This is a genomic window from Sphaerimonospora mesophila, assembly GCF_001417795.1.
GTDB lineage: Bacteria > Actinomycetota > Actinomycetes > Streptosporangiales > Streptosporangiaceae > Sphaerimonospora > Sphaerimonospora mesophila.
The window spans coordinates 14,771-41,124 of sequence record NZ_BCBX01000049.1; the positions used below are offsets into that span (position 1 = coordinate 14,771).

A 26,354-nucleotide genomic window follows, 5' to 3' on the forward strand; every position below is an offset into this window, starting at 1 on the left:
AGGAGACAATGGTTCAGCTGGCATCCGGCTCACGCGTGTCCGATCGGTCACGTTCCGTGCATCTGGTGTTGTCGTGGGTGACGACGGCGGCCCGGCTCGTGCTGGGCGGCGTGCTCCTCGTCGCGGGCGCGCTCAAGATCGGTGCGCCGGCGACGTCGGTGCAGGCGGTCCGCGCCTACGAGCTGCTGCCCGAGTCCCTCGTCCAGATCGTGGGCTACGGCCTGCCGGTGGTCGAGATCGTCATCGGAGCGCTGCTGATCGTCGGGCTGCTCACCCGGGTGTCCGCGGTGATCTCCGGCCTGGTGATGGCCGCTTTCGTCGTCGGGATCGCCTCGGCCTGGGCCCGCGGACTGCGGATCGACTGCGGCTGCTTCGGCGGCGGCGGGCAACTCGCCGACGGACAGGATCCGAACTATCTCTGGGAACTCCTGCGGGACTTCGGGCTGCTGGCGTGTGCCGCCTGGATCGTGGCCAGGCCGCCGGGCCGTCTCGCGTTGGACTCCGTGCTCGGCCTGACGGGTTCTCCGAAGCCGGACGAGGAGAACGACGGTCCCGATGACGCGGGCGATCCCAGTAGTGAGAACGGCAGTCAGGGAGAGACTTCGTGAGCAAGCGGACGAGCGAGGCGGCCAGGGCACGCATCGCGGCACAGCGTGAGGCCTACCGCAAGCAGGAGCAGCGCAGGCGGATCACCATGGTCGTGACGGTGGCGGTGGTCGCCGTCGTCGCCGTCGGGATCGGGTGGTGGTCGGTCGCGCAGAGCAGGTCGGAGGAGCTCGCCGGGGATCTGTCGCCGGTCACGGTGCAGTCGGACGGCACCGTCGTGATGGCCAAGCCCGGGGTCACCGCCCCGGTGGTCGACGTCTACGAGGACTACCAGTGCCCGGCCTGCCGGCAGATGGAGGAGACCAGCGGCGCGACGCTGAAGAACCTCGCCACGGAGGGCAAGGCCAAGGTCGTCTACCACATGATCACGATCTTCGGCCAGGAGCCGACCAAGGGCAACTCGCTGCGCGCCTCGTCGGCCGCCCGGTGCATCGCGGACGGCGACAAGTGGCTCGCCTACCACGAGAAGCTCTACAAGAACCAGCCGTCCGAGTCGGTGAACGGCTTCACGCTCGACGATCTCGTGAAGTGGGGCAAGGAGGTCGGCGTCACAGACTCGGGGTTCGAGAGCTGTGTGCGCGGTCAGCAGAAGACCGCCGAGCACCAGGAGTACAGCAACAAGATCCTGAGCGCGCAGAAGATCACGGGAACGCCCACCGTGATGGTCAACGGCAAGCCGCTCGACTCCAACACCGCGTTCGTGCCGAGCGCCCTGCGGGACGCCATCGTCAACGCGGCCAAGGGCTGATCCACATGAGTGCCGCGGTACGCGACGAATCGGCTCCCTCTTACGGTAACGTCACCTGACATGCCCCTCCTCGCCTCGATTCCCAGCCCGTCGCAAGGGGTCTGGAATATCGGCCCCATCCCGATCAGGGCCTATGCGCTGTGCATCGTGCTCGGCGTCGTCGCCGCCGTCTGGATCGGGGAGCGTCGGTGGCGCGCCCGGGGTGGCGAGCCCGGTGCCATCACCGACCTCGCCGTCTGGGCCGTGCCGTTCGGTCTCGTCGGAGGCCGGCTCTACCACGTCATCACCGACTGGCAGATCTACTTCGGATCGGAGGCGCCCAAGCGGCCGATCGACGCGCTGTTCATCTGGGAGGGCGGTCTCGGCATCTGGGGCGCGATCGCCCTCGGCGGGCTCGGCGTCTGGATCGCCTGCCGCCGTCGCGGCATCTCGTTCTCCGCGGTCGCCGACACCGTCGCCCCCGGCATCGCCGTCGCCCAGGCCATCGGCCGGCTGGGCAACTACTTCAACCAGGAACTGTTCGGCGGGCCGACCGACCTGCCCTGGGGACTCCAGATCGATCCGGGCCGCCCCGGCACCGTGCCCGGCGTCGACACCTACCACCCCACGTTCCTCTACGAGCTGCTGTGGAACCTCGCGCTCGCCGGGCTGCTCGTGCTGGCCGGCAGACGGTTCACCCTGCGCCATGGCCGCCTCTTCGCGCTGTACGTCGCCGGTTACACGCTGGGCCGATTCTGGATCGAGGGCCTGCGGGTGGACCCCGCGCACGAGATCCTCGGCCTGCGGCTGAACCAGTGGACCTCGGTGGTCATCTTCGTCGCGGCCATCGCGTACTTCTGGCTGGCCCGGGGCAGGAGCGGCGCCGAGCCACTGGGCACGACGGCATCCGCCGACGACCCGGACGACGGCGGTACGGCAGAGGGCGGTACGTCGGAGGGCGGTACCGAAGGCAATGGTCCGGCCGCATCCGACACGGGCACATTCGACGCGGGCACGTCCGACGCGGGCACGTCCGATCGGGAGGACGACGCCACCGGCGGAATCTCCACGACGGCGGACGGCGAGGCCGGTAAGCGATGACGTCCGGAGCCGGCGTGGGGGCGCGGGCCGAGGTGCACCACAGACACCGTGACGTGACCGGAGGCTGGTTACGTCCGGCGGTGTTCGGCGCGATGGACGGCCTGGTCTCCAACTTCGCCCTCATCGCGGGTGTGGCGGGCGGCACCGCCGACCCCAAGATCATCGCACTGGCGGGTGTGGCCGGTCTGGCCGCCGGCGCGTTCTCCATGGCCGGCGGCGAATACGTGTCGGTCGCCAGCCAGCGGGAGTTGGCGCTGGCCGAGCTGGAGGTCGAACGCCGGGAGCTGGAGCGCCACCCTGAGGCCGAGGAGGACGAGCTCGCGCTGCGTTACGAGGCGCGCGGCGTCGAGCCGGAGACGGCCAGGGAGGTCGCCAGGCAGATCTCGCGCGACCCGGAGCAGGCGCTGGCCGTGCACGCCCGGGCCGAGCTGGGCGTCGATCCCCACGACCTGCCCTCACCGGTGCTCGCCGCCGGCTCCTCGTTCCTGGCGTTCGCCGTGGGTGCGCTGATCCCGCTCCTGCCGTACCTGCTGGGCGTCGGCGGACTGTGGATCCCGGCGGTCATCTCGATGACGGCGCTGTTCGGCGCCGGGGCGCTGGTCTCCCTGGTGACCGCGCGGAGCTGGTGGTGGAGCGGGCTGCGCCAGCTCGTCGTCGGCGCCGCGGCTGCGACCCTGACCTGGGGACTCGGCACGCTCATCGGAGCCGCCGCACTATGACGAGGCGCAAGCGCCGGCCGTCCGCGCCGGTCGAGCGGTGGGGCTTCCTCGCGGAGCTCGGACTCACCGCCGGACAGCAGCGGATGGTGGTCTGGGGTGGTTCCGTCCTGGGCGTCCTGCTGGCGGCTCTGCTGCTCACGCTGCTGATCGACAAGGTCGCCGGCGGGGAGGAGACACCGGCCAGGGGAGCCGGGAGCGTCCTGGGGGAGGGGCGGCCGGAGACCTACCAGGCGTGGCCGTCGCCCAGGGAGTTCAAGCCGATCGCGGACCGGAAGGCCGACAGTGCGCCGCTGACCCTGCGAGAGGTCTTCGGCGCGCGTGCGGTCACCGCCGGGAAGATCACCTTGAAGCGGATCGCGACCCAGGCGGACCCCGGCTGTTCGGGAGCCGTCTGGGGGAGCGGCCTGCGCGACCTGCTGGCCAAGGCCGGGTGCAGGCAGGCGCTGCGGGGTCTCTACCGGAGCGCGGACGGCGCCTACGTGGCTCAGTACACGCTGTTCGACCTCGCCGACGTCCGGGCCGCCAACGGCGTGGTCGACGACCTGAAGTCGACGTACCTGGGCGGCTGGACGCTGCCGCTCGAGCAGGGCAGGGCGGCCTTCCAGGGATACAGCGAGGCGAGCGGTCACGCGATGGGACACTACGCCGGTCTGGTGTGGGTCGCCCGGGCCGACGGCGCCGAGCCGGGGGAGCGCGACGACTTCGTCATGCTCGGCCTGGCCGTCCGCGACGTCGAGAAGGGGCTCTACCGCCGGATCGTCGCCGTCGCGGGGCTGCCGTCCGTGGCGCCCGACCCGGGATCGGCCGACGACAGGCCCCAGCCGCCCGAGCCCACCCCCACCGACCCCTCACTCACCCCGTGATCTTGCGATTGCTCGCAGCGGGTGCGGCTGACCTGCACTGATCGCTTCCGTGATCTTGCGGAAACTCGCAGCAGGCGGGATTCACCCGCGGTGCGGCCGTTCGTGATCTCGCAGTGGCGGGCCGGGTGTCGTCCCCGTCGGTGGGCCGGGAGAGCCGCCTGCTACGTGAGTTCGGCGGCGGCCGGCAGAGTGCGCGAGACGGCGGCGGAAAGGGTGGCGAGGCGGTGGAGCGGCGCCTCCAGGAGGGTGAGGTCGCCCGCCCACGGGGCCGCCTCCTCGATCGCGGCCCTGGCCTGCTTCTTGGTCGATCCGGTCCGCCCGGTCAGCGCCTCCCGCCAGACGTTGACGATCTTGCCGTGCGCGCTGTCCATGATCCGCCGGACGATCGCGTCGGCGCCGTCCGCCGGTGGCGGGAGCCGTACGGCGTCGAGCAGGTGCGCGTCGCCGCCGAGGCGGCGTACGGCGATGTCGTAGACGGGGGCGAGCAGCGCGGCGAGCGCGTCGCCGGGCGGCCGGGTGAGCAGCACCCGCACGTGCCGCGCCCTGGTCGCGAGCAGCAGACGGGGCAGCGCCGCCTCCAGCCCGGACGGTACGGCGATCGCCACCCGCTCGGGATCGGCGGCGTACGGCTTGGCCAGCAGTGTGGCGAGCCTCGTCCGGGGGGTGGCGGGCAGCGGTCCGCGCGGCCAGTCCCCGGCGAGCAGGCCGGGTTCGAAGCCGTCCAGGATCTCGTTCACGACCCCGTCCGCGGCCGCTGCCGCCTGGGCGGACGCCGACTCGACGGCCTGGGGTCCCTGGGTGTAGATCGCGGTGGTGGTGTGATCGCCGGCCCGGTCGGTCAGTGCGGCCACGGCGGGCCAGGTCTTGGTGGTCGGCCGAAGGACGTAGAGATCCGCCGCGCTGCCGATGGCCTCTGCCCCGTGATATCGGTTGAAATCCGGAAATATTGCCTCGTTTAGCAAATTAAGGGCAAGTAAGGCTTTCTGTACTTTGAGGGCGAGTGCCGGTGTGCGTTCGGACGCGCCGTAGGCGACCAGGATCCGGCCCTGCTCCCGGTCGCGCAGGCCCTCGGCGGCCCGCGCGGCGAACAGTCCGATGCCCTCGGGCGTGTAGGGCGGATCGGTGATCGCGAGGTCGGCTCGGCCGCGCAGTGACGGCGGCAGGCCCAGCCGCAGATCGGTCCACCGGGTGCGCACACCGAGATCCTGCCGGTCGATGTAGGCGAGGATCCGGTCGTCGATGTCGGCCACCGCGACCTCCACCTCGGGGTGGATCATCCGTACGGCCAGGCAGGTCAGGTCGTGGTCGCCCACGCACAGCAGGCGGGCGCCGGGCAGCCAGAACCGCTCGCCGAGCAGGAGGGCCCGGCGCAGCACGGTCTCCGCCGTGGCGGAGACATGATCGAGCGCGTGACGTCCCCGGGGCGCCTCGTCGATCAGGGTCTCCAGTCGCCGCAGGACCTCGACGTACCGTCCTTGCCGGGGACTAATGTGCCAATAGTCCGAAATGTTGTCATTAGCGCCTTGATGATACGCTTTAAGGGTATTTATCTGATCGGTCGGGATGCGGAAGCGGTCGCCGCTGTGCTCAAGGGGGAGCGCACGCAGCAGCGCCTCGACCGTACGCCGCGAGGTCGCGGTCTCCCGGACCAGATCGGCCAGGCTCCACCAGCGTCCGTCGCTCAGCAGTGCGACGGCCCTGCGCAGGCGGCGGCCGTCCACGCCCGCCTTGGTCATCAGGTCGTCGAGCGCATCGAGTCCGGACATGCGGCAACTGTATCCGGGACATCGGCCGATCGAAGTTTCGCGAACCAGTCTGAAAGGAACTATCAAGTCACGTAACCCTGAGAGAGCCGCCGGGAGACCGTGCGGTACCCTCAACCCACTCCACAACCGCAGCAGGGCCAACGTCGTCCCTCTGTTCCAGCAGAAGCAGACGACGGGAGGAACTCCATGCCTGCTGCTCGCCGCGGCTTCCCGAAGCCACAGGGACTCTACGACCCGGCGAACGAACACGACGCCTGTGGCGTCGCCATGGTGGCCGACGTGACCGGCCGCCGCAGCTACGACATCATCGCCAACGCGCTGACCGCACTGCGCAACCTCGATCACCGAGGAGCCAGCGGAAGCGAGCCCGACACCGGCGACGGTGCGGGCATCCTCACCCAGATCCCCGACGCGTTCTTCCGTGAGATCCTCGCCGATCTGGGGTGGCACAGCGAGCTGCCGCCCGAGGGCGCGTACGCCGCCGGTACGGCGTTCCTACCGGTCGACGAGCGGGCACGCGAGACGGCGGTCCGGCTGATCGAGGAGATCGCGGCCGAGGAGGGTCTCACCGTCCTCGGCTGGCGCGACCTTCCGGTCGACGCCTCGCTCCCCGGGGCCGGGGCGCGGGCGGTCATGCCGTTCTTCCGCCAGCTCTTCGTCAGCGCACCGGGCGGTGAGACCGGCCTCGATCTGGACCGCGCCGTCTATCCCCTGCGCAAGCGGGCCGAGCACGAGGCCGACGTCTACTTCGCCTCGCTGTCCAGCAGGACCATCGTCTACAAGGGCATGCTGACCTCTCCCCAGGTCGAGCCCTTCTTCCCCGACCTGTCCGACGAGCGGTACGTCACGGCGATCGCGCTGGTCCATTCGCGCTTCTCCACCAACACCTTCCCCTCCTGGCCGCTCGCCCACCCCTACCGCTACATCGCGCACAACGGCGAGATCAACACGGTCAGGGGCAACCGCAACTGGATGCGCGCGAGGGAGGCGATGCTCGCCACCGGCCTCATCCCCGGCGACCTGCGACGGCTGTTCCCGATCTGCGACCCGGACGGCTCGGACACCGCGTCGTTCGACGAGACGCTGGAGCTGCTCCACCTGGGCGGCCGGTCGCTCCCGCACGCCGTGCTCATGATGATCCCCGAGGCGTGGGAGAACCACGCGGAAATGGATCCGGCCCGCCGCGCCTTCTACGAGTTCCACTCAACGCTGATGGAGGCCTGGGACGGACCTGCGTCGATCACGTTCTCCGACGGCACACTGGTCGGCGCGGTGCTCGACCGCAACGGCCTGCGGCCCGGCCGGTTCTGGGTGACCGAGGACGGCCTGGTCGTGCTCGCCTCCGAGGCGGGCGTGCTCGCCGACATCCCCCAGGACAGGGTCGTGCGCAAGGGCCGGCTCCAGCCGGGCCGGATGTTCCTCGTCGACACCGCACGCGGCCGGATCGTCGAGGACGACGAGATCAAGGCCGAGCTCGCCGCGGCCGAGCCGTATGGCGACTGGCTGCACGCGGGCCTGGTCCGCTTCGAGGAGCTGCCCGAGCGCGAGCACGAGCACCCCACCCACGAGGCGCTGGTCAAGCGGCAGCAGACCTTCGGCTACACCGAGGAGGAGCTGCGCGTCCTGCTGGCGCCGATGGCCAGGACCGGCGCCGAGCCGATCGGCTCGATGGGCACCGACACCCCGCTCGCCGTGCTCAGCGAGCGGCCCAGGCTGCTGTTCGACTACTTCAGCCAGCTCTTCGCGCAGGTCACCAACCCCCCGCTGGACGCGATCCGCGAGGAGCTCGTCACCTCCCTGCAGTCCACGATCGGCCCCGAGGGCAACCTGCTGGAGCCCGGCCCGGTCTCCTGCCGCCGCCTGGTGCTGCCGTACCCCGTGATCGACAACGACGAGCTCGCGAAGATCGTGCACATCAACGACGAGGGCGCGCTGCCGGGCTTCCAGCCGTACGTCGTGTCCGGCCTGTTCGACGCGGCGGGTGGCGGACGGGCCCTGGTCGACAGGCTGGCGGAGATCCGCGCCGAGGTCTCGGCGGCGATCGCCGACGGCGCGCGGATCATCGTGCTGACCGACCGCGGTTCCTCCCGCGATCGCGTGCCGATCCCGTCGCTGCTGCTCACCGGCGCGGTGCACCACCACCTCATCCGGGAGAAGACACGCACCAGGGTCGGCCTGGTCGTCGAGACCGGCGATGCCCGCGAGTGCCACCACATGGCCCTGCTCATCGGGTACGGCGCGAGCGCGGTCAACCCCTACCTCGCCATCGAGACCGTCGAGGCCATGGCGATGGAGGGCGGCTCCGCCACCGGCGGGCACGGCCTCGACCCGGCCAGGGCCGTACGCAACCTGATCAAGGCGTACGGCAAGGGCGTCCTGAAGATCATGTCCAAGATGGGCGTCTCCACGGTCGCCTCCTACACGGGGGCGCAGATCTTCGAGGCGCTCGGCCTCGGCGCCGAGGTCGTCGACGAGTGTTTCACCGGCACGACCTCGCGTCTCGGCGGCGTCGGCTTCGACGTACTGGCCAGGGAGGCGCTGGAGCGGCACGCCCGCGCCTACCCGCGCGCGGAGAACGCGCACCGGCGACTGGACGTCGGCGGGGAGTACCAGTGGCGGCGCGAGGGCGAGCCGCACCTGTTCGACCCCGAGACGGTCTTCAAGCTGCAGCACTCCACCCGGACCCGGCGGTACGAGATCTTCAAGGAGTACACCTCGCTCGTCGACGGGCGGTCAGAACGGCTGATGACGCTGCGCGGGCTGTTCAAGCTGCGGCCGGCGGCCGAGCCCGTGCCGATCGACGAGGTCGAGCCGGTCGAGTCGATCGTGCGGCGGTTCTCCACCGGCGCGATGTCGTACGGCTCGATCTCGCGGGAGGCGCACGAGACGCTGGCGATCGCGATGAACCGGCTCGGCGCGAAGTCGAACACCGGCGAGGGCGGCGAGGAGCCCGAGCGGCTGTACGACCCCGAGCGCCGGTCGGCGATCAAGCAGGTGGCCTCCGGCCGGTTCGGCGTGACCAGTGAATACCTGGTCAACGCCGAGGATCTGCAGATCAAGATGGCCCAGGGGGCCAAGCCCGGCGAGGGCGGCCAGCTGCCCGGCCACAAGGTGTACCCGTGGATCGCCAGGACCAGGCACTCCACCCCCGGCGTCGGCCTCATCTCGCCGCCGCCGCACCACGACATCTACTCCATCGAGGACCTGGCCCAGCTCATCCACGACCTCAAGAACGCCAACCCGCGGGCCCGCGTCCACGTGAAGCTGGTCGCCGAGGTCGGGGTCGGCACGGTCGCCGCCGGGGTCAGCAAGGCGCACGCCGACGTCGTGCTCATCTCCGGCCACGACGGCGGCACCGGCGCCTCGCCGCTGACGTCGATCAAGCACGCGGGCGCCCCCTGGGAGCTCGGCCTGGCCGAGGCCCAGCAGACGCTGCTGCTCAACGGCCTGCGCGACCGCATCGTCGTCCAGACGGACGGCCAGCTCAAGACCGGCCGCGACGTGATCGTCGCCGCGCTGCTCGGCGCCGAGGAGTACGGCTTCGCCACCGCGCCGCTGGTGGTCTCCGGCTGCGTGATGATGCGGGTCTGCCACCTCGACACCTGCCCGGTGGGAGTGGCCACGCAGAACCCCGAGCTGCGCAGGCGGTTCAGCGGAAGGCCCGAGTTCGTGGTGAACTTCTTCGAGTTCATCGCGCAGGAGGTGCGCGAATACCTCGCCCTGCTCGGCCACCGGTCGCTGGACGAGGTCATCGGCCGGTCCGACCTGCTCGACACCGCCGCCGCCGTCGACCACTGGAAGGCCGCGGGCCTGGACGTGTCGCCCATCCTGCACCGGCCCGACCTTCCGGAGGGCATCCCTCTGCGCAGGGTGGCCGAGCAGGACCACGGGCTCGACAAGGCCCTGGACAACACGCTGATCCAGCTCGCCGAGGGCGCGCTGGCCGGCGGCGACCGGGTCACGCTCGAGCTGCCCATCCGCAACGTCAACCGCACGGTCGGCACCATGCTGGGTCACGAGGTGACCAGACGGTACGGCGCCGGCGGGCTGCCCGACGACACGATCGACGTGACGTTCACCGGGTCGGCGGGCAACTCCTTCGGCGCGTTCGTGCCCCGCGGTGTCACGCTGCGGCTCGTCGGCGACGCCAACGACTACCTCGGCAAGGGCCTGTCGGGCGGCCGCCTGGTCGTCCGGCCGCACCCCGCCGCGCCGTTCGCCGCGGAGACGCAGGTCATCGCCGGGAACGTCGGCCTGTACGGCGCCACCTCCGGAGAGGTGTTCGTCCGCGGCGTCGCGGGCGAGCGGTTCTGCGTGCGCAACTCCGGCGCCACCGCCGTCGTCGAGGGCGTGGGCGACCACGGCTGCGAGTACATGACCGGCGGCCGGGTCGTCGTGCTCGGGCCGACCGGCCGCAACTTCGCGGCCGGCATGTCCGGCGGCATCGCGTACGTGCTCGATCTCGAGCCCGGGCGGGTCAACCGCGAGATGGTCGAGGTCGAGCCGCTGGACGAGGCGGACGCGGAGTTCCTGCGCGAGATCGTCGGCAGGCACCTGGCGGAGACCGGGTCCGCGGTCGCGTCCGCGCTGCTCGCCGACTGGGACGCGGCACTCACCAGAGTAGGAAAGATCATGCCGTCGGACTACCGGCGCGTCCTGCGGGCCCGGGCCGCGGCCGAGGCCGAGGGCAGGGACGTCGACCAGGCCGTCATGGCCGCGGCGCACGGATAAGGGGGCAACAACCGATGGCCGACCCGAAGGGTTTCCTGGCGCACGGGCGCGAGCTGCCGGCCCGCCGCCCTGTCGACGTCCGCATCCGCGACTGGCGTGAGGTCTACGAGGACTTTCCCCCGGCCGCGCTGTCCCTGCAGGCGTCCCGATGCATGGACTGCGGCATCCCGTTCTGCCACAACGGCTGCCCGCTCGGGAACCTCATCCCCGAGTGGAACGACCTCGTCTACCGCGACGACTGGAGAGAGGCGGCCGAGCGGCTGCACGCCACCAACAACTTCCCGGAGTTCACCGGCCGGCTGTGCCCGGCCCCGTGCGAGACGGCCTGCGTCCTCGGCATCAACTCCGACCCGGTCACGATCAAGCGGGTCGAGGTCGAGATCGTCGAGCGGGCCTTCGCCGAGGGCTGGGTCGCTCCGCTGCCGCCGGCCGTGAAGACCGGCCGCCGGGTGGCCGTGGTGGGCTCCGGCCCGGCCGGCCTGGCCGCTGCCCAGCAGCTCACCCGGGCGGGGCACGACGTGGTGGTGTTCGAGCGGGCCGACCGCGTCGGCGGCCTGCTCCGCTACGGCATCCCCGAGTTCAAGATGGAAAAGCGCCACCTCGACCGCCGTCTCGCGCAGATGGCGGCCGAGGGCACAGAGTTCCGCACCTCGGTGAACGTGGGCGTGGACGTCACCGCGGCCCGGCTGCGGGAGGAGTACGACGCGGTCGTGCTCGCGGGCGGCGCCACGGCCTGGCGTGACCTGCCGGTGCCCGGACGCGGGCTCGGCGGGATCCACCAGGCGATGGAGTACCTCCCGCCGGCCAACCGCGACCTGGACGCCTCGCCGATCTCCGCACGCGGCAGGCACGTCGTGGTGATCGGCGGCGGGGACACCGGAGCCGACTGCGTCGGCACGGCGATCCGCCAGGGAGCGGCCTCGGTCACCCAGCTCGAGATCATGCCGATGCCTCCGGCGGCCCGTACGGCCGGGCAGCCGTGGCCGACGTTCCCGATCCTGTTCAAGATGGAGAGCGCCCACGAGGAGCTGGCGGCCCGGGGCGGCGAGCGGGTCTACGCTGTGTCCACCACCGAGTTCGTCGGCGACGCCGAGGGCAGGGTCAGGGCGCTGCGGCTGGTCGACGTCGAGGGCCCGGCCACCGGGTTCCGGCCGATCCCCGGCACCGAGCGGGAGATCCCCGCCGAGCTGGTCACGCTCGCCATGGGCTTCCTCGGCCCGGAGAAGGGACCGCTGCTCACCGATCTGGCGGCGCTCGCGCCGGGAGACTTCTTCGACGCGAGGGGCAACGTGGCGAGGAACGCCTCCTACGAGACGGCGGTCGACGGCGTCTTCGTGGCCGGTGACATGGGCCGCGGGCAGTCGCTGATCGTCTGGGCGATCGCGGAGGGCCGATCGGCCGCGGCCGCCGTGGATCGGCGGCTCAGCGGAGGGACGGCGCTGCCCGCTCCGATCCCGCCCACCGCACGTCCGTTGGTTTAGCTGTAGAAAATAGGACATATTCAGATTCAGGCAGTCGGAAGCGTCCGGCTGCCTGAAGAGTGCAGGAGCCGAAACGGGGGGGATCGGTGAACGCACGCGGACGTCTCGCCGCGATGGCCGTCTCGATGACGCTGGTGGGCGCGATCGGCGCGACGGCCTGTGCCGGGCCCGACCCGGCCGATCACGCGGCGGGCGCCGCCCAGCCCTCCTCCAGTGCCTCCGAGTCGGAACCGGCCGTCCGGGCCGGCCGATATCTGGTGTTCTACGCCGACGGGGGCAAGGACGCGGCGACCCGTGCCGTGACGGCCGCCGGCGGCGCCGTGATCGGCGGTGACGACCGGCTCGGCTACCTGATGGTGCGCACCGACGCGCCCGAGCGGATCGGGGCGGATCGGGCCGTCGTCGGCGTCTCCCTCGACCGGCCCGTCGGCAGGGTCTCCGCCGTTCCGGCGGCGGCCCCGCCGTACGCGCGGTCGGGCTCACGGGGGCCGTCGGCCGTACGGACGACCGCGCACGGGCGGCGGGCGACGCAGGAGGAGCCGCTGGCGGACCGCCAGTGGGACATGAAGATGATCGGCGCCACTCCGGACGGGTCGTACGGCAAGGCCAGGGGGAGCCGCAAGGTCCTGGTGGGCATCATCGACACCGGCGTCGACGGGAGGCATCCCGACATCGCCCCCAACTTCAACCGCGAGCTCAGCCGCAACTTCGTCGTGGACGAGCCGAACGACCCGAACGGCAAGAAGCTCGACGGCCCGTGCGAGCATCAGAGCTGCAAGGACCCGGCCGACGTGGACGACGACGGGCACGGCACGCACGTCGCCAGCACCATCGGCTCGCCGCTCAACGGCATCGGCATCGGCGGCGTGGCCCCCGACGTGTCGCTGGTCAACCTGCGGGCGGGCACCGACTCGGGTTACTTCTTCCTCAAGCCGACGATGGACGCCCTGGCGTACGCCGGGGACGTGGGCGTCGACGTCGTCAACATGAGCTTCTACGTCGACCCGTGGGCGTTCAACTGCACCGCCAACCCGCAGGACTCGCCGGTCGAGCGCCTGGACCAGAAGGGCGTCGTCGAGGGCATGCGCCGGGCGCTCGCCTACGCCCGCGAGCGAGGCGTGACACTGATCACCGCGATCGGCAACAGCGGCACCGACCTCGGCCGGCCGAAGAAGGACACGACCAGCCCCAACTACCCGCTGGACAAGCAGCGCGACCGTAAGATCGACAACACCTGCCTCAACGTCCCGGCCGAGCTCGACGGCGTGATCTCGGTCACGGCGGTCGGGCCGAGCGGGCGCAAGTCCGCCTTCTCCGACTACGGGATCGAGCAGGCCGACATCGCGGCGCCCGGCGGCGACCTGTTCGACGGCGGGACCGAGCTCAAGGGCGCGCGGCGGGAGATCCTGGCCGCCGCCCCGGAGAGCGTGCTGCGGGCGAAGGGCTCGATCGGCAAGGACGGCCGCCCGAAGGACGCCTCGGTGATCCGCGACTGCCGGGGCGGCACATGCTCCTACTACCAGTATCTGGAGGGCACCTCGATGGCCGCCCCGCACGCGACCGGGGTCGCCGCGATCATCATCGGCAGGTTCGGCAAGCCGGGCAAGGGCGGGGTCCACATGGACCCGGCGCAGGTCGAGAAGCTGCTGTACGCCTCCGCCGTGCAGAAGGCCTGCCCCGCGTCCCGCGCCTACAAGTACGGCCCGGACGACACCCAGGTCTGCGAGGGCGACGCGGCCAGGAACGGCTTCTTCGGCCGCGGCGTGGTCAACGCCGCCCGCGCCGCCACCATCGCGCAGTGACCGGGCTGACGGGGTGGAAAGCCCGGTGGAAGCGGGCCGCGAGGAGTAGCGTGGTCAGAGCAAGATGTGATGACGCCGTGCCGCCATCGGGCCGGATGGGTGAACTCCCTGGTGAGAGACCGTGAATACTCGGCGACGCATGTGCCTGCCGTCACATGAAGTGGTCTGTACCAATTAGGGTAGTACTTGTGAGTCGTCGAGCTAAGATCGTCTGCACCCTGGGTCCCGCCTCCTCATCGCCCGAACGTCTGCGCGAGCTCATCCTCGCCGGCATGAACGTGGCCCGATTCAACCTTTCCCACGGCAGCCACGAGCTGCACAGGGAGATCCTGGACCGGGTCAGGGCCGCCGCGGAGGAGTTGGGACGTCCCGTCGGCGTCCTCGCCGACCTGCAGGGCCCCAAGATCCGCGTCGGCCGCTTCGCCTCCGGTCCCGTACGGCTCGGCTACGGCGACGTCTTCACGATCACGACGGAGGACGTCCCGGGGGACCGAGAGATGGTCTCCACGACGTACGAGGGACTGCCCGGTGACGTCAGTCCGGGCGACACCGTGCTGGTCGACGACGGCCGTCTCAACCTTGAGGTGACCGCCGTGGACGGGCCACGCGTGGTCACCCGCGTGATCGTCGGCGGCATGATCTCCGACAACAAGGGCCTCAACCTGCCCGGGGTCGCCGTGAGCGCGCCCGCGCTCACCGAGAAGGACGAGAGGGACCTGCGCTGGGCGCTGCGCACCGGGTTCGACCTGATCGCCCTGTCGTTCGTCCGGTCGCCGGACGACGCGCTGCTGGTCAAGAAGATCATGGATGAGGAGGGCGTCCATCTGCCCCTCCTCGCCAAGATCGAGAAGCCGCAGGCCGTCGAGCACCTCGAAGAGATCGTCGACGCGTTCGACGGCGTGATGGTCGCGCGCGGCGACCTCGGCGTGGAGCTTCCGCTGGAGCAGGTGCCGATCGTCCAGCGCCGGATCATCGAGCTGTGCCGCGAAAAGGCCCACCCGGTCATCGTGGCCACCCAGATGCTCGACTCGATGATGAACGCCCCGCGCCCGACCCGCGCCGAGGCCTCCGACGTCGCCTACGCCGTCATGGACGGCGCCGACGCGGTGATGCTGTCGGGTGAGACCTCGGTCGGCAACTATCCGGTCGATTCTGTCGCCACCATGCACCGCATCGCCATCGCGGCGGAGAGCACGAGCCTGGAGGCCACGCACACCCTGGATCGCCTGCCGGAGACCACCGGTGGCGCCATCGCCCGCGCGGCGGCGGAGGTGGGCGCGATCGTCAAGGCCAAGGCCCTCGTGGCGTTCACGATGTCCGGTGAGACCGCCCGTCGCCTGGCCCGCTACCGCTCGCCGATCCCGCTGCTCGCGCTGACCTCCAACCCGCAGGTGTGCGGCCAGCTCGCGCTGACGTGGGGGGTGGAGACCTTCGAGGTCCCGTTCGTCCACCACACCGACGACATGGTCCGTCAGGTCGAGGCGTCGCTGCTGTCGCTCGGCCGGTGTGAGAAGGGCGACAAGGTGGTGATCGTCGCCGGCTCCCCGCCCGGCACGCACGGGTCCACCAACGCCCTGCGGGTCCACACCATCGGCTCGGCGGTCGCCCACCCCGGGTGATCACCCGGCCCACTGGGACGCCCGGGACAGCCGGGACAGCGGGGGCGTCGGACACCCGGGCACGGGACATCTGGAACACCGGGCGGTCGGGGAAACCCCCTTGATGACCGCCGACTCCTGGTAAAGCATGGCAGTGCGAGCCGTCTGATCCTGTCCATGCACCGGGGGGAGCGCCACGGAGACGATGCGCGAGCGGCCCGGATCCGGGCCCGACACCCGCCGCCCCTTATGGCACTCGCTGTGGCGGCTGCGGTCCTATCTGCGGCCGTACACGCGGATCATGATCGTGTCCTGGGTCGCCGCCTTCCTCGGCATCGCCGCGGGCACGGTCATCCCGCTCGTCGGCAAGGAGATCATCGACGGTCCGGTGGCCCAGGGCGACCGCGCCGCGCTGCTCCCGCTCGGGCTGCTCGCCCTCGGCCTCGGCGTCGCCGAGGCCGTGCTCACCTTCGTACGCAGGTGGTCGCAGGCGGGGCCGGTGCTCGGCCTGGAGACGACGATCCGCGACGATCTCTACCGGCACCTGCAGCGGCTGCCGATGAGCTTCCACGACGAGTGGCAGTCCGGGCAGCTCCTGTCGCGCGCGACGACCGACCTGTCCACGATCCGTCGCTTCCTGGGCTTCGGAGTGCTGTTCCTGATCATGAACATCCTCCAGCTCACCGCGGTCGTCATCGTGCTCCTGCGGACGTACTGGCCGCTCGGCCTGCTCGTCACGGCGTCGGCCGTACCGGTCGTGGCGCTGTCGCTGCGGTTCGAGAAGCGGTACATCCGCGTCTCGCGCCAGGTGCAGGACCAGCAGGGCGATCTGGCCACGCTCGTCGAGGAGGCGGCGCTCGGCATCCGCACGATCAAGGCGTTCGGCCGGCGCCGTCACCTCTACGGGGTGTTCGACGAGGCCGCGAGCGGGCTGCGCCGTACGGCACTGGGCAAGGTCCGGCTGTCGTCGCGCTTCTTCACGTTCCTCGAGGTGATCCCGAACCTCACGCTGGCCATGGTCCTGCTGCTCGGCGCGGTCGCCGTGGGCGCCGGCGCGCTGACGCTCGGCACACTGGTCGCGTTCACGACCCTCGTCCTGCAGCTCGTGTGGCCGGTCGCCTCGCTGGGCTACATCCTCGCCATGGGCCAGGAGGCGATGACCGCTGCTGACCGGGTCACCGAGGTGCTGGACACCGTACCCGACATCACGGGCGCGCAGAACGAGACCGGCACGGAGATCTCGGCCGGTACGGGAGTCTCGGCCGGCGCGGAAACCTCGACCGGCAAAGAAAACGGGGCCGGCAAAGAAAACGGGACCGGTGGAGAGAACGAGACCGGGACGGAGATCGAGGACGGGCGGCGCGCCACCGGCAGACGGCCGGGCGGGCGGGGACATCTGCGGTTCGAGGGGGTGGAGTTCCGGTTCCCCGGCGCCGACCGGTCCGTGCTGCGGGACGTCCGGCTCGACGTGCGGCCGGGTGAGACCGTCGCGATCGTCGGGGCCACCGGCTCGGGCAAGACGACGCTGACGTCGCTGGTGCCCAGGCTCCGCGACGTGACCGGCGGCCGGGTCACGATCGACGGACGCGACGTGCGGGACCTTTCGCTCCCGTCGCTGCGTTCGATGGTCGCCACCGCGTTCGAGGAGCCCACGCTGTTCTCGATGAGCGTGCGGGAGAACGTCACGCTGGGCCGGGCCGACGCCACCGACCGGGAGATCCGGGAGGCACTGGAGATAGCCCAGGCCACGTTCGTCTTCGACCTGCCCTGGGCGCTGGACACCCGGATCGGCGAGCAGGGCATGTCGCTGTCCGGCGGTCAGCGGCAGCGCCTCGCGCTGGCCCGGGCGATCCTCGGCAGGCCCCGCGTCCTCGTGCTCGACGACACCCTGTCCGCGCTCGACGTGGAGACCGAGGCCCTGGTCGAGGAGGCGCTGCGCAGGGTCCTCGCCGACGCGACCGGCCTCATCGTCGCCCACCGGGCCTCGACCGTGCTGCTCGCCGACCGGGTGGCGCTGCTCAGCCACGGCTCCATCGCGGGCGTCGGGCGGCACGCCGACCTGCTGTCGTCGGTGCCGGAATACCGCGCGCTGCTGGCGCAGGACGCCGATCTCGATCCAGAGCGGGCCCTGCGGTGAACGACTCCTGGCGGGGCGTCGCGGCCGAGGACCAGGACCAGGTGTCCGAGAGCGTCTCCCTGCTGCTGCGCACCCGCTCGCGCCGGCTGCTCGCCGATCTGCTGCGGCCGCATCGCCGGCGGATCGCGCTGCTGACCGCCGTCATCGTGCTGTCCAGTGCGGCCGGCCTGGCCCTGCCCTACCTGGTGAAGGCCGGCATCGACGACGGCATCCCGCCGATGCTGGCGGGCGGTGGGCCGGGAACGCTCCTGACGATCATCGCCCTGGTCGTCGCGGCCACGCTCGTCCAGGCGCTCACCCGGATGGTGTTCCTTCAGATGTCCGGCCGGATCGGGCAGGACATCCTGCTCGAACTCCGCCGCCGGGTCTTCGACCATTTCCAGAGGCTGTCGCTGTCGTTCCACGAGAAGTACACCTCCGGCCGGGTGATCTCCCGGCTCACCTCCGACGTCGAGGCGATCGGCGAGCTGCTGGACTCCGGCTTCGACGGCCTCGTCACGGCGGTGCTGACCCTGTGCGGCACCGCGATCATGCTGCTCGTGCTCGACGTCCGCCTCGGGCTGGCGGCGCTGCTGCCGCTGCCGGTCCTGCTGCTGTTCACCCGGTGGTTCCGGAGGGAGTCGAGCGTCGCCTACCGCCGGAGCCGTCAGGCGGTCGCGCTGGTCATCGTCCACTTCGTCGAGTCGATGACCGGCATCCGCGCCGTACAGGCGTTCCGCAGGGAGCCGCGCAACCAGGAGATCTTCGAACGGCTCAACGCCGACTACCGTGACGCCAACATGCGCAGCACCCGCCTGGTCGCCGTGTTCATGCCGGGCATCAAGCTCATCGGCAACGTCACGGTCGCGGCCGTGTTGCTGTACGGCGGATGGCTCGCCCTGAACGGCACGGTGACGGTCGGCGTGCTCGCCGCCTTCCTGCTCTACCTGCGGCAGTTCTACGAGCCGATGCAGGAGATCAGCCAGTTCTACAACGCGCTGCAGTCGGCCGGCGCCGCGCTGGAGAAGCTGTCCGGCGTGCTGGAGGAGCGGCCCGACGTCGCCGAGCCGCGCCGGCCGGTGCCGCTCGACGGGTCGCGCGGCGAGGTGCCGGGTGGGGCGCCAGGCAGGGGGAGTGACGGAGCGCGCGGCGGGCTGCGGTTCGAGGCCGTGGAGTTCGGCTACGACGGCGGCCGGGCCGTACTGCCCCGGCTGGATCTGGAGATCCCCGCGGGGCAGACCGTCGCCGTGGTCGGCACGACCGGTGCGGGCAAGACCACGCTGGCCAAGCTGATGGCCAGGTTCTACGATCCCGTGGCCGGGCGGGTCCTGCTCGACGGCGTGGATCTGCGTGACCTCGACGAGGCCGAGCTGCGCCGCCACGTCGTCATGGTGACCCAGGAGAACTTCCTGTTCACCGGCACGATCGCCGACAACATCAGGTTCGGCCGGCCGGACGCGCCGACGGCCGCCGTCGTCGAGGCGGCCGAGGCGATCGGCGCGCACACGTTCGTCTCCGCGCTGCCCGAGGGCTACGGCACGCAGGTCGGCAAGCGCGGCGGCCGGATGTCGGCGGGGCAGCGGCAGCTCGTCGCGTTCGCCCGTGCCTTCCTCGCCGATCCAGCCGTGCTGATCCTCGACGAGGCCACCTCCAGCCTCGACGTACCGAGTGAACGGCTCGTGCAGCGTGCGCTGCGCACGATCCTGGCCGACCGGACCGCGGTTATCATCGCGCATCGGCTGTCGACCGTGGAGATCGCCGACCGGGTGCTCGTGATGGAGGGCGGCCGGATCGTCGAGGACGGGCCGCCGGAGCGTCTCATCGCCCGCTCCGGCAGATTCGCCCGCCTGCACCAGGCCTGGCTGGACAGCCTCGCCCGCGATTGAGGTGGCCGAGCGGCATCGTCTGGCTCGTGGCCGCCATCGTTGATGCCGCTCGGCCACCCGCCGGAGCTCACATTCGGAACATCACCCGGAATCTAGACCGGCAGGGTCTGCGTCTCAGCCGGAGACTCCGGGGCGCGCCCGGGGGACGCAGGCTCCGCAGCGGCGGCTTTCGGCTCCTGCCGTAAATCCTTGATCAGGCCGGCGCACATGCCGCAGATCACGAGTAGGAACGGCGCGGCGGCGAGGATGCACAGGGTCTGCAGCGCGTCCAACCCGCCGGCGAGCAGCAGGACCGCGGCGACCATTCCGGTGGCGGTGCCCCACAGGATGACGACGCCCCGGCCCGGCTCCAGCACGCCGCGCGATGACAGCGTGCCCATGACGACGGACGCCGCATCGGCCCCGCTGACGAAGAAGAGCGCGACGAGCACCATCACGAGAACCGCCATGACCGCGAACATCGGGTACTCCCGCAGCAGGCCGAACAGCGCGAACTCGGGGCCCTCCGCCGCGGCGGCCGCGAGATCGGCTTTCCCCGACAGTTCGACGTGCAGCGCCGAGCCACCGAGGATCGCGAACCACACGAAGCTGACCAGGCTCGGGATGAGGATGACGCCGACGACGAACTCCCGGATGGTCCTGCCCTTGGAGATGCGCGCGATGAACATGCCCACGAAGGGCGTCCAGGAGATCCACCAGGCCCAGTAGAAGATCGTCCAGGCGGACAGCCAGTCCGCTCCGCCGAAGGCTCCGGATCGGAAGCTCATCGGCAGCAGGTCGCCGAGGTATCCGCCGACCGACTCGGTGAACGTGTTGAGCACGAACACGGTCGGCCCGACGACGAACAGGAAGGCGAGCAGCAGGATCGCGAGCACCATGTTGGTGTTGGACAGCCACTGGATGCCGCGGCGCACCCCGGTCACCGCCGATATGACGAAGGCCGTGGTGAGAGCGGCGATGATGCCGATGGCCAGCGGTGTCGACTTGGGGAAGCCCCACAGCTGGGTCAGGCCGCTGTTGATCTGGAGCGCGCCGAGGCCGAGCGAGGTCGCGGATCCGAAGAGCGTCGCGATGATGGCGAAGATGTCGGCCGCCCTGCCGGCGCCGCCGCGCGTCCGGTCACCGAGCAACGGGAAGAATGCCGAGCTGATCAGGCTGGCCCGTCCTTTCCTGAAGGCGGAGTAGGCCAGGGCCAGGCCGACGACGGCGTACATCGCCCACGGGTGGATCGCCCAGTGGAAGTAGGAGTATTCCGTCGCGAGCCGGGCCGCCTCCTTCGATCCCGGCTCGGCCAGGCCCAGCGGTGGTGTGGCGAGGTGGTTGAGCGGCTCGGCGACGCCATAGAACATGAGCCCGATGCCCATGCCCGCGCTGAACATCATGGCCACCCATGACGAGGTGCGGAACTCGGGGCGGTCGGAGTCCTTTCCCAAGCGGATCCGGCCGTAGCGGCTGATCGCGAGGGCCACCGCGAGGAAGACGAACCCCGCGGAGGTGAGGATGAAAACCCAACCGAATCCTTCGATGACGAAGTCCTTGGCCGTCCCGGCGACCGTCGCCAGGTTGTCGGTGGCGAACACGCCCCAGGCGACGAACGCGGCCGCCAGGCCCGCGGAGATCAGGAACAGGGGTCGGTCGATGGATGTGGGTGAGGTTTTGGACACGGGGGCGACCTCCAGGAGTCGTCGACGTTGCGGGATCAGGGTCCGCCGACGGACCCTGACGGCCGGCCCTCCGAGCAGACCTTCCCGCTCCCCCCGAGCATGTTGCTGATTATGCGCCTTGTCCTGTGTAGCGCAACAGACTTGACTGTCGAATCTCCGATTTTCGGCCTGATGTCTTGACTGTCCCTGCCGGGCCCCTCACCCTGTTGCAGTGCACGCGGTGTCAGGGTTCCTCGTCGAACACGGATGCGACGTCGTTGAAAATCGCCAGTACGGCGACCGCTCAGGAGCGGCGCCTGCTGGAGATCACCGAGGAGGACCGGGTAGATCTGGTGGTTCTGGCCCGGTACATGCAGATCCTCTCCGATGAGCTGTGCGGCAAGCCGGCCGGGCGGGCGATCAACATCCACCATTCCTTCTTGCCCAGCTTCAAAGGGGCCAGGCCGTACCATCAGGCGTTCGACCGCGGCGTGAAGCTCATCGGCGCGACGGTGCACTACGTGACGCCCGAACTCGACGAGGGTCCGATCACCGAACAGGAGGTGACCCGGGTCGGTCACACGCTCGACCCCGAGGGCCTCGCCGCCGCGGGTCGCGAGGTGGAATGCTTGGCGCCGGCGCGTGCCGTGCAGTGGTGCGTCGAGCACCGCGTGCCGCTCAACGGCGACCGGACAGTCGTCTTCAGATGAGGGGGCGCCGACCGGCCAGGCGTCCGACGACCCACCGACCCGATCCGGCCGGTGAAAGTGCCCCGGGTGGGACTCGAACCCACACTGTACGGGTTTTGAATCCGCTCCCTCATGCCAATTGGGGTACCGGGGCTTCAATCCGGACTCTATATGGTCGTCCGGATCCCGTCGCTCGGAGCCTAGCGGATCGATGATCGTCCGCGTGACCCCTTGCGTGGTCCCAATGTAGCGGACATCGGTAACCTCTTGTGCGTGAGTACGCAGCGACGAGTGGTGATCGCGGAAGATGAGGCACTGATCCGCCTCGACCTGAAGGAGATGCTCGAAGAGGACGGCTACGCCGTCGTGGGGGAGGCCGGCGACGGGGAGACCGTGGTCCAGCTGGCCACGGAGCTGCGCCCCGACCTGGTGGTCCTGGACGTGAAGATGCCGGTCCTCGACGGGATCTCGGCCGCCGAGCGGATCGTCGCCGAGCGGATCGCACCCTGCCTCATCCTGACCGCGTTCTCCCAGCGCGACCTGGTCGAGCGGGCCAGGGACGCGGGAGCGATGGCGTACCTGGTCAAGCCGTTCACCAAGGGCGACCTGGTCCCGGCGATCGAGATGGCGATCAGCCGGCACGAGGAGATCACGGCGCTGGAGAAGGAGGTCTCCACCCTCTCCGGCCGGCTGGAGACGAGGAAGCTCGTGGACCGGGCCAAGGGCCTGCTGATGACCCAGCACGGGTGGACCGAGCCGCAGGCGTTCCGGTGGATCCAGAAGGCGTCCATGGACCGCCGCATGAGCATGCGGCAGGTGGCCCAGATCGTGGTGGCCGAGGCCGCGAAGGAGGGCCCCCGGCCGGAGGAGAGCGCGCCGCCCACGCCGGAGAGCCCCCAGCCATGATCACGAGTCCCCAGTCGTGATCACGTGATCAGGCCGAAAAAACATAGTAAGCCGATGCACGGGGTCTCTGACCAGGATTAAAGGGATATTTCCCAATTCCGTTACACGTTGATTACTAAACGAAGAGGATCTGCATAACAAAGCCATAACCGTGATGACCTCTGTACCGACCTGTGACTTCCCGTGGTTGTACTACCGGTCACGACCCCTCGGCTGACCGCTGGATGGGGCGGATGCGTATCCGATCCCCGTAAGGGGATCCAGCGAAAGGAAGGCAACCTTGCGATCCAAGATCGCTCGCCTTGGCGGCATTGTCGCGGTCGGTACAGCGCTGACCCTCGGCCTCGCGGCGTGTGGAAGTGGCACCGACGACGCCTCGTCGTCCGGTGGTCAGAGTGATGGTGGGGGCGCCACCACTCTCAAGATCGGCTTCATGGGCGACCTGACCGGTGAGAACTCGGCGCTCATGATCCCGCCATCTCAGGGCGCGCAGCTCGCGGTGGACGAGTTCAACGCCAAGTCGACCGGCGTCAAGGTCGAACTGGTGAAGTACGACAGCCAGGGCAACCCCGACCAGGCTGTCCCGCTGGCCCAGAAGGCCGTCACCGAAGACAAGATTGTGGCAATGGTGGGCCCGGGCTTCTCGGGTGAGTCCCGCAACGTCGGCCCGGTCCTGGAGCAGGGCAAGATCCCGAGCGTCACGGGCTCGGCGACCAACCCGGCGCTGGCCGAGAACGGCTGGAAGTACTGGCACCGCGTCGTGGCCAACGACGCCATCCAGGGCCCCGCCATCGCGGACTTCCTGGTCAAGGCCAAGTCGCCGAAGAAGGCGTTCGTCATCGACGACGCGCAGGAGTACGGCGTCGGCCTCGCCGACGCGGTGGCCCAGGAGTTCGAGAAGCAGAGCGTCGCGGTCGAGCGTGACAAGATCGACCCGAACGGCTCCGACTACTCCTCGACCGTCACCAAGGTGAATGCCGCCAAGCCCGACGTCATCTACTACGGCGGCTACTACGCTCAGCTCGGCCGGCTGCTCAAGCAGCTGCGTGACGGCGGCGTGACCGCGACCGTGGTCTCCGGCGACGGCGCGGTCGACATCAAGCTCGTCGAGGCCGCGGGCAAGGAGGCCGCCGAGGGCGCCGTGCTCGGCTGCCCCTGCCTCATCCCGTTCGGCTCCGATGTGCCGGAGCTGAAGACGTTCAGTGAGAACTACAAGGCGAAGTTCGGCAGCGACCCGCTGATCTACGCCTCCGAGGGCTACGACGCGGCGACCGCCATCCTGAAGGCGATCGAGGCCGGCAACACCACCCCGGAGAAGATCAACGACTTCCTCGCGACCGTCGACTTCAAGGGCGTCTCCAAGCAGATCAAGTTCGGCCCGAACGGTGACATCGCCGCGAACATCATTCACGTCTACCAGATCAAGGATGGCAACCTCGACTGGCTGGGCGACACCACGCAGGCTCAGCTCGGCTGACGCGTCCAGTTCGATCTGAGAACGCTGGGGAGCGGGAGCAAACCGCTGCTCCCGCTCCTTCCTGCCCGGCGACTACCGTCGCCCCGGTTCGAAAGCGACCACCGTGCTCAACGACTTCATCAATCAGGTCGGGCCCTCCACCGTGGGCGGCCTGTCCATCGGCGCCATCTACGCGCTGATCGCCCTCGGTTACACGATGGTGTACGGCGTCCTGCGCCTCATCAACTTCGCCCACTCGGAGATCTTCATGATCGGCGCCTTCGCGGCGCTCTTCGTGATCATGAAGATCGGGATCACCGGCCCGCTCACCGGAATCGCGCTGGTCGGCATGCTGCTCCTGCTGATGCTGGTGGCCATGGCGGCCTCCGGTGGCGCGGCCGTCGTGCTGGAACAGGTGGCCTACCGGCCGCTGCGCAGGCACGGCGCAGGGCGGCTCGCCGCGCTCATCTCCGCGATCGGCGCCTCCATCTTCCTCCAGGAGCTCTTCGCCCTGGTGATCATCCCCGAGGTCTTCGACCGCCCGTCCCAGGGACGCATCCAGGTCCCGGTGCCGCGGCTCCTCGATCGTGAGACGCTGCTCACGATCGGGAACACGGAGATCAGGAACGATCACGTGATCATCATCGTCTCGGCGGTGATCATGATGGTCCTGCTCGACGTCTTCGTGAACCGCACGAAGATCGGGCGAGGCATCCGGGCCACCTCTCAGGACCCCGAGACCGCCACGCTCATGGGCGTGAACATCGACAGGGTGATCCGTACGACCTTCCTCGTCGGTGGCGCGATGGCCGGGGTGGCCGCGCTGCTGTACGCCATGGAGCTCGAGAACCTCCGTTACAACGTCGGCTTCCTGCTCGGCGTCAAGGCGTTCACCGCCGCGGTGCTCGGCGGCATCGGCAACCTGCGCGGCGCGCTCCTCGGCGGGCTCGCCCTCGGCCTCATCGAGAACTGGGGAGCGATCTTCTTCGGCTCAGAATGGAAGGACGTCATCGCCTTCACCATCCTCGTCCTCGTCCTCCTGTTCCGTCCCACCGGCATCCTCGGTGAATCCCTCCAGCGAGCGCGCGCATGAACGCAAACTCCAAGACTCACAGCGGAAACCCGCTCACGTCGTTCCGACGCGCGGTCGGCGGCCTCAGCGACGGGGTGCGCGACCGGTGGGCGGCGGCGCCCGGCTGGGCGCGCTGGACCGGATACGCCCTGCTGATCGCCCTGGCGGTCATCGCCCCGCATCCGGCCATCGGATCGTTCATGGCCCCGGACTCGCACTGGCCGTCGTTGCTGTTCAGCCCGATCGGCACGTTCGTGCTGCTGGCGGTGGGCCTGAACGTGGTGGTCGGCCAGGCGGGGCTGCTCGACCTCGGCTTCGTCGCCTTCTACGCCATCGGCGCGTACACCATGGCGGTCTTCGGCACCAAGTACGGCTGGAACTTCTGGGGCGTGCTGATCATCGCGATCTTCATGACCGCGATCTCGGGCATCGTCCTCGGTTCACCCACCCTGCGGCTGCGCGGAGACTATCTGGCGATCGTCACGCTGGGCTTCGGGGAGATCGTCCGGATCACCGCGCAGAACACCGACTACATCGGCGGCGCGCGCGGCATCACCAACATCCCCCATCCGCCGACGCTGTTCGGGGTGGAGTTCGCCCTCGATCCGCTGCCGTACTACTACCTGCTGGTGGCGGCGGTCGTGCTGGTGGTGATCGTCGCCAAGCGGCTGGAGCGTAGCCGGGTCGGCCGCGCCTGGGAGGCCATCCGGGAGGATGAGGACGCCGCAGAGCTGATGGGCGTGCCCACCTTCCGGTTCAAGCTGCTGGCCTTCTTCGTCGGCGCCATGATCGGCGGCCTGACCGGCGCCATCTGGGCCAGCAAGGTCATCGCGATCCAGCCGCCGAACTTCCCGTTCATCCTGTCGGCCACCATCCTGGCCGCCGTGGTGCTGGGGGGTTCCGGCAACCTGCCCGGCGTCGTGATCGGTGCGTTCCTGGTCGCCTGGCTGCCCGAGCGGTTCCGCGGCTTCGCCGACTACCGCATCCTCATCTTCGGCGCGGCCCTCGTGCTGATGATGGCGCTGCGTCCGGAGGGGCTGCTGCCGGCGCGCCGCCGCCGCAACGTCCTGGGCAACGGCGAGAACGACGCGGGCGCTGCCGCCACGGAGTCCGGCGGCACGACGGCATCAGGGGACGCGGGGGACAAGGAGGTGGCCAAGTGAGCGAGCCCAAGGCGTTGCTCGAACTCCGC

At 70.1% G+C, this 26,354-nt stretch carries 17 protein-coding genes, 1 tRNA gene and 1 pseudogene; 16 read left to right on the top strand and 3 right to left on the bottom strand.

Annotated elements, in window-relative coordinates; genetic code table 11:
* Positions 1-56 precede the first annotated feature (56 nt).
* Genes AP234_RS28890 through AP234_RS28910 form a run of 5 tightly spaced genes read left to right on the top strand, consistent with a single transcriptional unit; the run spans position 57 to position 4,016 of the window.
* Positions 57-608 carry a MauE/DoxX family redox-associated membrane protein gene (locus AP234_RS28890; protein ID WP_235558427.1) on the top strand — a complete coding sequence of 184 codons (552 nt, stop codon included), beginning with the start codon at positions 57-59 and terminating at the stop codon, positions 606-608.
* Positions 605-1,354: a thioredoxin domain-containing protein gene (locus tag AP234_RS28895; protein WP_055482921.1), complete on the top strand. Its 750-nt coding sequence runs from the start codon at positions 605-607 to the stop codon at positions 1,352-1,354. The genes AP234_RS28890 and AP234_RS28895 overlap by 4 nt, the downstream gene beginning before the upstream one ends.
* Before the next feature lie 60 nt (positions 1,355-1,414).
* Positions 1,415-2,434 carry a prolipoprotein diacylglyceryl transferase gene (lgt, locus tag AP234_RS28900; protein WP_055482922.1) on the top strand — a complete coding sequence of 340 codons (1,020 nt, stop codon included), beginning with the start codon at positions 1,415-1,417 and terminating at the stop codon, positions 2,432-2,434.
* Positions 2,431-3,153, top strand: coding sequence for a VIT1/CCC1 transporter family protein (locus tag AP234_RS28905; RefSeq protein WP_055482923.1), 723 nt, complete (start codon positions 2,431-2,433; stop codon positions 3,151-3,153). Before lgt ends, AP234_RS28905 begins: the two co-directional genes overlap by 4 nt.
* Positions 3,150-4,016, top strand: coding sequence for a hypothetical protein (locus AP234_RS28910; protein WP_055482924.1), 867 nt, complete (start codon positions 3,150-3,152; stop codon positions 4,014-4,016). The genes AP234_RS28905 and AP234_RS28910 overlap by 4 nt, the downstream gene beginning before the upstream one ends.
* Positions 4,017-4,177: 161 nt before the next feature.
* On the opposite strand, the gene AP234_RS28915 is transcribed toward AP234_RS28910, so the two are convergent.
* Positions 4,178-5,782 (bottom strand): bis-aminopropyl spermidine synthase family protein, encoded by a 1,605-nt coding sequence (locus AP234_RS28915; protein WP_055482925.1) that lies wholly within the window; start codon positions 5,780-5,782, stop codon positions 4,178-4,180.
* 186 nt (positions 5,783-5,968) lie between these two features.
* On the opposite strand from AP234_RS28915, the gene gltB reads away from it, so the two are divergent.
* The 6 genes from gltB (at position 5,969) to AP234_RS28945 (ending at position 19,396) form a co-directional block, all read left to right on the top strand.
* Entirely contained in the window at positions 5,969-10,513 is a 4,545-nt protein-coding gene (gene gltB / locus AP234_RS28920; RefSeq protein WP_083502530.1) for a glutamate synthase large subunit, read from the top strand.
* Between the two features lie 14 nt (positions 10,514-10,527).
* Positions 10,528-11,994 (top strand): glutamate synthase subunit beta, encoded by a 1,467-nt coding sequence (locus AP234_RS28925; RefSeq protein WP_055482927.1) that lies wholly within the window; start codon positions 10,528-10,530, stop codon positions 11,992-11,994.
* Between the two features lie 86 nt (positions 11,995-12,080).
* Positions 12,081-13,796 (top strand): S8 family serine peptidase, encoded by a 1,716-nt coding sequence (locus AP234_RS28930; RefSeq protein WP_235558428.1) that lies wholly within the window; start codon positions 12,081-12,083, stop codon positions 13,794-13,796.
* Positions 13,797-13,984: 188 nt separating this feature from the next.
* Positions 13,985-15,415 carry a pyruvate kinase gene (gene pyk, locus AP234_RS28935; protein WP_055482928.1) on the top strand — a complete coding sequence of 477 codons (1,431 nt, stop codon included), beginning with the start codon at positions 13,985-13,987 and terminating at the stop codon, positions 15,413-15,415.
* 184 nt (positions 15,416-15,599) lie between these two features.
* A complete protein-coding gene (locus tag AP234_RS38935) occupies positions 15,600-17,531 on the top strand; it encodes an ABC transporter ATP-binding protein (RefSeq protein WP_055482929.1) in 1,932 nt (643 codons plus the stop codon).
* Complete coding sequence (locus AP234_RS28945) at positions 17,528-19,396, top strand: ABC transporter ATP-binding protein (RefSeq protein ID WP_055482930.1); 1,869 nt, start codon at positions 17,528-17,530, stop codon at positions 19,394-19,396. Before AP234_RS38935 ends, AP234_RS28945 begins: the two co-directional genes overlap by 4 nt.
* Before the next feature lie 92 nt (positions 19,397-19,488).
* Here the strand turns inward: AP234_RS28945 and AP234_RS28950 are convergent, their stop codons facing one another.
* Entirely contained in the window at positions 19,489-21,060 is a 1,572-nt protein-coding gene (locus tag AP234_RS28950) for a BCCT family transporter (protein WP_055482931.1), read from the bottom strand.
* Positions 21,061-21,326: 266 nt separating this feature from the next.
* On the opposite strand from AP234_RS28950, the pseudogene AP234_RS28955 reads away from it, so the two are divergent.
* Positions 21,327-21,749, top strand: a pseudogene (locus tag AP234_RS28955) (formyltransferase family protein); the annotation flags it as partial.
* Positions 21,750-21,807: 58 nt separating this feature from the next.
* On the opposite strand, the gene AP234_RS28960 reads toward AP234_RS28955, so the two are convergent.
* A tRNA-Leu gene (locus tag AP234_RS28960) sits at positions 21,808-21,882 on the bottom strand.
* Between the two features lie 119 nt (positions 21,883-22,001).
* Between AP234_RS28960 and AP234_RS28965 the strand changes: the two genes are divergently transcribed.
* The 4 genes from AP234_RS28965 (at position 22,002) to AP234_RS28980 (ending at position 26,325) form a co-directional block, all read left to right on the top strand.
* Complete coding sequence (locus AP234_RS28965; protein WP_268778090.1) at positions 22,002-22,634, top strand: response regulator; 633 nt, start codon at positions 22,002-22,004, stop codon at positions 22,632-22,634.
* Between the two features lie 280 nt (positions 22,635-22,914).
* The gene (locus tag AP234_RS28970) at positions 22,915-24,111 is read left to right on the top strand and encodes a branched-chain amino acid ABC transporter substrate-binding protein (protein WP_055482933.1); all 1,197 of its coding nucleotides are present in this window, start codon (positions 22,915-22,917) and stop codon (positions 24,109-24,111) included.
* Positions 24,112-24,214: 103 nt separating this feature from the next.
* Positions 24,215-25,183 (top strand): branched-chain amino acid ABC transporter permease, encoded by a 969-nt coding sequence (locus AP234_RS28975; RefSeq protein WP_055482934.1) that lies wholly within the window; start codon positions 24,215-24,217, stop codon positions 25,181-25,183.
* The gene (locus tag AP234_RS28980) at positions 25,180-26,325 is read left to right on the top strand and encodes a branched-chain amino acid ABC transporter permease (RefSeq protein ID WP_083502533.1); all 1,146 of its coding nucleotides are present in this window, start codon (positions 25,180-25,182) and stop codon (positions 26,323-26,325) included. Before AP234_RS28975 ends, AP234_RS28980 begins: the two co-directional genes overlap by 4 nt.
* Positions 26,326-26,354 lie beyond the last annotated feature (29 nt).